The sequence below is a fragment of the Brevibacterium sp. FME37 genome, from assembly GCF_014897485.1.
In the GTDB taxonomy this organism is placed as follows: domain Bacteria; phylum Actinomycetota; class Actinomycetes; order Actinomycetales; family Brevibacteriaceae; genus Brevibacterium.
In genome coordinates this window covers 39,927-47,753 of sequence record NZ_JABUYE010000021.1, presented here as the reverse complement: position 1 = coordinate 47,753, position 7,827 = coordinate 39,927, and the positions used below count along the sequence as shown (strand labels likewise).

Here is a 7,827-nt window from a genome sequence, read left to right as displayed (position 1 = left end):
CAGCAGGACCTGAAATCCCGCTACCTTGGGTGTCCACTATTCGAGGCTAACCTCAACCTGGCGTGATTGGGCAGTGGCTTCGTAACAGTCGTGATGCGCGTGAAGTGTCTCGGAACAGGCCGGGGTCACGAGGGTGGAACGTCCCAGGCGGTGGGCACGTCAACTATGTGGAGTCTCCTATCGAGTACCAGGGGACAACGGTGCAGGTGTGTGGCCTGTGGCCATTCATCGCGGGCTCGTCTAATCCGGTTGTGGGAACACCCTTGGGCTATCACCTGAAGCGCGGCACTATCGTGTGTGCCGATCCGGTGATGTGGTTCTTGTCGAACCTCATTCTCAATCCTTCAGCTTTCGTTCTTGGTCGACCAGGACTCGGTAAGTCGTCTTTGATGCGTCGCATGGTTGTTATTCTCGCTGCATGGGGAGTGATCCCTATGGTGCTGTCGGATACCAAGCCTGACTATGCCGATCTGATCGCAGCGATGGACGGTCAGGTCATCAAAATGGCGCGTGGGCGCGGACACCGCAACCCTCTCGATCTTGGGCCAATGGTCGCGTCTCTACGGGCGATTAAGGACGAAGATAAGCGCCGTGAAGCGTTGGAAGAAATGCGAGGACGTCGGCTCACGACGATTTCTGGTCTTCTGAGCCTGGTCCTCGACCGAGGACTGGAGGCTCACGAGAGCACGGTTCTTTCTGAAACGTTGCGCCAGCTCGATCCCGATTTCGACAATATCCAGCGGGTCGACGATCTCCGCGAGTACATCGCCAGCCGTCCCGCAGGGCTACGTGCCTTAGCTCTGGCCGTTGACGATGACCACGAATACGATTCGCGCATTCGAGGTCTCATGGATGGTCTGGTCGCACTGTCATCAAACGGGCAGTTCGGTGACCTGTTCTCGGAGCACACTGACGAACACATCGAACCAGGTGTGCCCATGTGCTTTGACATCTCCGGTATTGACGATGCCGATGCGAAACTCGGGGCTGCTGTGCAGTCGGTGTGTTGGGCGCACGGATCAGCCACAGTTTCAGCGGAGAAGTATCTTGCCGAGGCGGAGGGTCGCGACCAGCGTCACTACTTGCTCATCATGGATGAGCTATGGCGGATGCTCAAGGCGTCCGAAGTGATGGTGCACTTCCTTGATGCGCTGACTCGTCTGAACAGGCAGCGCGGTCTAGCTCAGATCATGTGCACCCACACGATGAGCGACCTCAAACTCTCCAGCGCCCACCTGACTGAAATCGCCTGGGGGTTTGTCGAACGCTCGGCTCAGGTCTTCATGGGAGGACTGGCCGAACGAGAGATGGGAAATCTCCAGGAAGTGTTTGCCATGACCAGTGCGGAGAAATCAATGATTACGGACTGGTCAGCCGAGGCCATGATCAATCCAGACACTGGCACTGCTGCCGAACCGCCAGGGCGCGGCAAGTTCCTACTCAAGATCGGAAAGAAACCAGGTGTGCCGTTTAAGACGGTACTGACTTCAGTCGAAATGTCGGTCAACGACACCAACAAAGCATGGAGAATGGCGGCCTAATATGACGCAGCAGGCAGGGCGCAAGCACCAGCCGATGTCCGGGGACACAGGCTGGCTGATCGGTGGCGGCATCATGGCTGTCGTTGTGATGATTATCGGCATGTACGTGGTGTCGCTCTACGTTGATCTAGGAATCCGCGAGGCGGCTGGTTCATCGAGCGTGCAAACGATGCTCGCAGCTCAAATCACTGGCAGGTCACCGATGACGGTTCTCCAGATCATTGTTTTCGTTGGGGAGTTGGTGTTGCTGGCAGCTGTCGGTGTTCTCATCTTCGTTGCTTGGCGAAGGACTCGCGGTACGAAGTCTCGCGTTGATGATCGGGCTCGGGACATGACGCGGGTCAAGGACATGGCCGAGCTGGGGAACAAAGCGGCCAAGAAGGACGCAGAGCGGCTAGAGGCTACCAGCGCCGGTGATGGAGTGCCCTTGGGCAAGCTGGTCAACAATATGCAGTCTCTGTGGGCCTCGTGGGAGTGGGTTCAGATTTGGATCATGGGTCCGCGCGCAGGAAAGACCAGCTGCGTATGCGTGCCCCAAATTCTAGAAACTAAGGGACCAGTGCTTGCCACGTCGAACAAACGCGACATTGTCGACCTCACCCGAGGACCCCGTTCTGCAAAGGGCAACGTATGGGTTCACGATGCTCAGGCCATCATCGGGGAAGAACCGTCCTGGTACTGGAATCCGCTAACGTTTGTGCGAGATCTCGAAACTGCTGAGAAGCTGGCAGATGTCTTCCGCACATCGAGTACCGCCGCAGATGCGCGGGAAGATGCCTACTTCGGACCTGCCTCGAAGTCACTTCTCACGCGCTACATCTACGCGGCAGCGTTGGGTAGCCGGCCGATTACCGACGTCTACCGCTGGGTCAACGATGAGAAGGACTTCACCGCTGAGACGATTCTCCGCGAAGCTGGTGAAGGCACTGTCGCACAAGCTCTGGAAAAGGACCAGATGGTCACAGAGAAGCAGCGTGACGGCGTGTATGGTCAAGTCCGCACATGGGTCGCGGTGCTGGGGAATCCGAAAATTGCAGCGTGGGTCCGACCCAACTCTCAACGACGCCCCGAGTTCGACCCAGCGGCGTTTGTACGCTCGACAGACACGCTCTACCTCATCTCTCGCGAGGGTGGAGGAAGCGCACGAGCGATCACCGCGGCCCTTGTTATGGCACTGCTAACCACAGCAGAAGAAATCGCCGCCGTCCCTGGTCCACATGCCCATGCGGGGCGGTTAAACACACCCCTTATGGCTGTCCTGGATGAAGCGGCAAACGTGGTGCGCTGGAAGGAACTCCCAGACGTGTACTCACACTACGGTTCACGCGGGATCGTGGTGTCAACGTTCTTCCAGTCCTACGCCCAAGGCATTGAAGCCTACGGGGAATCAGGGATGAACAAGTTGTGGTCTGCCGCAAATATTCGTGTTGCTGGCAGTGGCTTGTCTGAGGACAAGTTTTTGCCGTTTCTCTCATCACTGGTCGGTGACCGAGATGTGACCAAACGAAGTGCCTCGAGTCAGCGGGGAGGGCGGTCAACGACAACGAATATTCAGCGTGAGCGTGTGTTCGACCCGTCCGATATTGGGCAGCTCCCACGCGGACGAGCAATTATGACAGCGTCTGGACAGCCTGCCGCGTTGTTGGCCCTCCAGCACTTCTCGACCAAACCATACGGCGATGAGGTCAAGGAGTCCCAGCGATACTACGAGTCTCAACTTTCAGGGAGCGAACATGGATGAGAATGAGTACCTCAACTCGGTTGGCGAAGGGCCGGCTGATTCCTCAGCGGAGGCAATGTCTGACGAACCTGAAACTGTGTATGCGAATGTCGGTGAGTGGGTGACCGATTGGCTCTTGCCGTCGTATTCTCGTCCGCTAGAAGACGTCACTCGCTTCCGGTGGGACCCACAGTGGTGGCGCTATCCCGAAGTAGTGATGCGCTTGGAGCCACTATGGATCTCGTGGGAGAAGATGCGACTCGAGGGCGGTCCTTCAATGGTCGTGTTCTACCGCGATTACCTCGATCCGATGATGCGGGTGATCCTCGACCCGCTGGGACCATTCCATACGTACTACCCAAATAAGACCAAGTCTGATGGTCCGAGAGAGGTCATGCCCGAGCCATTGCCCCACACAGACATGCCTCCAGGACTCATGGAGCTGCTGTGATTGGCATGGTCCCACTAGTCGCCGCTGGGAGTGCACCACCGACAACTAATGCTTGGTATGAACAGGCAAACGGGTGGATCACGGATCAGGGTGGCTGGATCACCGCGCTCGGAGCGATCGTGGTCATTGGTCCTGCACTCTATCGGTGGTTGCCTCGCGCGTTTGCACCCATTCCGTTGACACGACGGAAACGAGCGTGGGAGCTTCTGGAACGGGTAGGCAACGCCAATAGCAGTGGGCCAGCGGGAATGACCCGTGCGGCACAAAGCTTCGTGGTTCGCGAGGAGGCGTATGACGCGGTGAGTCGGAAGCTGAAGTGGTTTCTTATTCTCATTCTGATCGTGTACCCGCTTGTTGCAGTCTTCGTCTTCTTTCTAGCTGCGGATCTCAAAGCAGTTAAAACTGGAGGCCAACTGGAACTGCTAGGGTTCCTTTTGCTCGCTGCCTCTGTCCTCGGGATCTTTTCGAGTGCCTATGACGCGAGATGCAACCGACGCATTTTGGAAGTCATCGACTCGCTTGTGGCACAGGAGAAAAATCATCAGATGCTGTTGGTGAACCCTTCCAAAGCCATCACAGAAGAGTGCAAACGAATTGGTCAACGAAACCTGATGCAGGACAAGATAGCTGTTGTGCTGGGACGTAAATGGCAGCAAATGAACCGCCGCCGGAGAGCACGGAAGAAGATGAAAGCTCTTATCAAGGCGAACTTAATACTGCGTGCGAGTAGAACGGCTTGGCAACAAGCCCACGGCTAATGAGTGTGGCCCCGAACCTCAAAGGAGGTTCGGGGCCACACTCATGTGTACTCAGCGTTGATGGACGTGTTCACGGCTTGGAGCCTGGCTGGAGGCAGATGCTTTGCGTGGTGTTGCGTTGGAGCTCATCGACCTGAGCTTGTAGTCACCTGCTGAGCCAGGAACATTCTTCAGTGAAAACGCTCGAGCTTGAGCTGCCTGCTTGTCATGAGCCGCTACACCCGCGAGATGGCCCTCCCTTGAAGTTTGAACATCCGCTGTTTTCGCCGCCCGGGAGAGACTTGTGGTCTCCGCCTGCTCAGCCATGGCAGCGTCATCGCGTGCCGTGTCTGCCCGAGTCTCTTGACTCTGAGCCGGTTCTTCGGCGGCTGGAGCTTCGTCGGCGCCAGACGCGGTGTGAGCTGCTTCCAGCCTCTCGTCACGCTCAGGGGAATCCTCGATGCCACGTGTGTGCTCATCAAGCAGGCTCTCGCGCTGTTCGTCAGAAAGCGCGTCAAGGTACTGTTCGGCGTTCAAACTGGTCGGCTCGGACTCGACCTCGGCAGCGGCCAATGCTCGATCAGAATATTTCGGAGCGTCTTGTTCTGCGGCCGCCTCCGATTGTTGCGAGGCTTTGTCAGCCGTCTGGTCAGCATTGCTGGATTCGGCGCGAAGTCGACCGGCTGCGTTGTGGTGGTCGAGAGCATCAAGAAGTTCCTTTTGCCGATCCATCGGGCTTCCCTGGCCGTGCATGATCGACACTGCATCAATACCGTACTTATCGCGGAGCACATCGGAGGCAAGCATGAATGCTGAATCTGCCTTCCCGTGTTCTCCGGCGAGCTGCTGAGCAACAGTCATACGTTCAGCAATACGTGCGTTGTCCGCGTGGTTCCAGAACATCGGAGACTGTACGGACTTGTAGACGCTATCGGCAACGCGCCTGTCTGTGGCGGTTTTCGCGTGCTGTTCTTGTGCCTGCTGTGCGCGTTCAGCTTCGGTCATCTTCTCGGCCTTTTGCTGACGGCGCTCCGCTGCCTCGCGCAGCTGCATGGCGCTCATGCTTGCGGCGCGAATGATCCGACTGATGCCTTCAACGACCTCGGATTCTTCCTCGTTCATGTTGATGCTCATCGTGTTACTCCCTCGCTATTTGTAGTTGCACCATGTTCACGCTCGGCCCCTGCATGGTCTGGCTCTTGTGCGTTGTTCGCCTCGGTTGGGGACTGACCCACGTCTGGAGAAATGCGCGGTCGTTTCTGTAGCGCGGAGGTGAGGTCGGCGAACTCGGACGGAGACATGTAGTCAGGACGCTCTGGCTCCTGCACAGGTTGAGCCTCCGACTGCTCCGCTTCTTCAGCCTGTCGTGTCGCTACTCGCTCGGCCTGCTCGTTTAAACGTTCCTGGGCCGTAGCGATAACAACCGTGGCTATTGCCGTATTCGCCGCTCCGAGTTGGGGCCGGCTCCCTCCGAACCCGGTTTCAGCCATGACTCGGGACAGTCGTGCTGCTTGGATGAGCAAAGCATTCCAGCTCTCCATTGCGTTCTTAGACATCGCCCGGTCGAGCTGGCGTGCCATGTACCCGTAAGCAGGTGGACTCACTGCAAGCTGGGCATGGTGCTCGCTCATCTCTGCTAATGGCCCCGGCTCGTCTCGCTCGTATTTCATGGAGCCAGCGGCGAAGATCCGAGCGAGGTCAGCGTGAGTGACAGTTCCGTCACTCGTCTTCTGCCGTAGCTCTTTGGAGATTCCCCCAGTGCGCGGACGGTCTGTGGTGCGGGTGGAGTTGTGGTGTTCTTGCCAGACGCCAAGCGCGTCTGGATCGCCGTTGGCATACGTGCCAAGAGCTGCACGGACTCTCGGCAGGCTTAATGATTTGTCCAGCTTGCTGGGCGCGTAAAAGATCGGGTCTCGACCGCTCCCAGTAGCGGCTGGCAGAGCCACGCTGTAACCGGTGACTTCGTTGGTCCGTCCCTCAGCAAAGCGAGGGCGGATGATGACACCAGCCTGGTAAACGCGTGAGACGAAGTTGGCCTCGGAAGTTGCGTTCGACAGGGCTGCTCGCAACCGACGACGCAGTTCGATTTTGTCCACCCACGGAGCCTTCTCGCGATCTGCCCGACGCTTCTCACCCGGTTTCTCAGCCGAGAGAACCTGGCCGGTTTCCCTGCCCTCCGTGATCGCAAGACCGAACTCTTTCTCAAGTTCGCCACAGATCTTTTGAGCACGGTCGAAGTCGTTATGAACCCGAGCCTTCGACCCGTCCTCGGTCACCATCTGAACCACCAGGTGGATGTGATCGTTGCCGTTCTTCGACGCGCCGTGATGTATCGCTACCCAGCGAGATGACTTAGCACCATCGGGATCAATGAAGCCCATCCGTCCAGCGAACTCATTTGCGATTGTTCCCCAAGCAGCGTCGGTCAGTTTCCCTTCGTCTTCACGAAGTGAAAGAGAGCAATGCCAGACGTGAGAGTCCTTCCGGCCCACCGTCTCGCGCTTCCGGGTTTCCTCGTTCCACTGTTTAATCGGAGAGGTCACGTGTGTGCCAAAGGCTTTTCTCGGTTGGTCCAACGACCGAGCAATATCCAGCGAGTCATCGTGCGTCAGCTCCACACCAGAGTCGACCATCACCGTCACGTGATCAGACCCACCAACGATGTGTGGATTCGTGTGCTCGTTTGCCCTACCCGGCCCTGCTAGATACATGACAAGTCCCGGCATCTTCCCGCCACGGGTGATGTTCGGCATCATGCTTCTTCACGCTCCGCAGCAAAGAGGTCAACAGTGCCATCAACGGCACTGATCTTCTCCCGAATGTCAGCCAGAGTCGCGCGCAGGTCTGCGTCGACTTCCCCCTCGGAATTCAGCAACCGAGCCATCTGGTTCAGGTTGTTGCCAATCCTGGCCAGCTGCTCGCGCAATTGGAACAGAGCGAAAATTGACTCGCGTCGTTCGGTTTCGGTCTGAAAACCGCCGGCCTTCAGCCCTGCTTCGACGAGAAAGGCCGGCACTGTCCGACCAGCACGTTCAGCAGCTACGGTCAGCTGCCCATCCTGCACCGGAGTCAAAGTCAGCTTCCGGGTCACCGGGCGACCACCAGCAACGTTCTGTTGCCGCTTCCGCTCTGACATTGACTCACCTCCTGGCCTAGTGCAACGACACACTGTGCTCCATCCAGTGTGACAGCGGGCCAAGCGCAGCGCAAGGCTCAGAGCCACTTATGGGACCATAAGTGTATAGCTCGCTCCGCCCGGGGTACCTTACGGTGTTGAGGCGGAGCGTTCGTGGATCCGGGTAAATCGAGTGTCCATTCTGGTGGATTCCGTTGAAACGGTTCAGCACGCGTGAGAGACTTAGGTCACCGAGACAATAC

At 57.6% G+C, this 7,827-nt stretch carries 7 protein-coding genes; 4 read left to right on the top strand and 3 right to left on the bottom strand.

Features of this window, described 5'->3' with window-relative positions:
* Positions 1-251 precede the first annotated feature (251 nt).
* Genes INT29_RS18370 through INT29_RS18355 form a run of 4 tightly spaced genes read left to right on the top strand, consistent with a single transcriptional unit; the run spans position 252 to position 4,470 of the window.
* A complete protein-coding gene (locus tag INT29_RS18370; protein ID WP_193072839.1) occupies positions 252-1,541 on the top strand; it encodes a hypothetical protein in 1,290 nt (429 codons plus the stop codon).
* 1 nt (position 1,542) lies between these two features.
* Positions 1,543-3,282, top strand: coding sequence for a type IV secretory system conjugative DNA transfer family protein (locus INT29_RS18365; RefSeq protein WP_193072837.1), 1,740 nt, complete (start codon positions 1,543-1,545; stop codon positions 3,280-3,282).
* Positions 3,275-3,712: a DUF4913 domain-containing protein gene (locus INT29_RS18360; RefSeq protein WP_193072835.1), complete on the top strand. Its 438-nt coding sequence runs from the start codon at positions 3,275-3,277 to the stop codon at positions 3,710-3,712. Before INT29_RS18365 ends, INT29_RS18360 begins: the two co-directional genes overlap by 8 nt.
* A complete protein-coding gene (locus INT29_RS18355; RefSeq protein WP_193072833.1) occupies positions 3,709-4,470 on the top strand; it encodes a hypothetical protein in 762 nt (253 codons plus the stop codon). The genes INT29_RS18360 and INT29_RS18355 overlap by 4 nt, the downstream gene beginning before the upstream one ends.
* A gap of 51 nt (positions 4,471-4,521) precedes the next feature.
* Here INT29_RS18355 and INT29_RS18350 read toward each other — a convergent pair whose 3' ends face one another.
* Genes INT29_RS18350 through INT29_RS18340 form a run of 3 tightly spaced genes read right to left on the bottom strand, consistent with a single transcriptional unit; the run spans position 4,522 to position 7,585 of the window.
* Positions 4,522-5,583, bottom strand: coding sequence for a hypothetical protein (locus tag INT29_RS18350; protein ID WP_193072831.1), 1,062 nt, complete (start codon positions 5,581-5,583; stop codon positions 4,522-4,524).
* Complete coding sequence (locus INT29_RS18345; RefSeq protein ID WP_193072829.1) at positions 5,580-7,205, bottom strand: relaxase/mobilization nuclease domain-containing protein; 1,626 nt, start codon at positions 7,203-7,205, stop codon at positions 5,580-5,582. Before INT29_RS18345 ends, INT29_RS18350 begins: the two co-directional genes overlap by 4 nt.
* A complete protein-coding gene (locus tag INT29_RS18340; RefSeq protein WP_226842211.1) occupies positions 7,202-7,585 on the bottom strand; it encodes a MobC family plasmid mobilization relaxosome protein in 384 nt (127 codons plus the stop codon). The genes INT29_RS18345 and INT29_RS18340 overlap by 4 nt, the downstream gene beginning before the upstream one ends.
* Between the last annotated feature and the right edge of the window lie 242 nt (positions 7,586-7,827).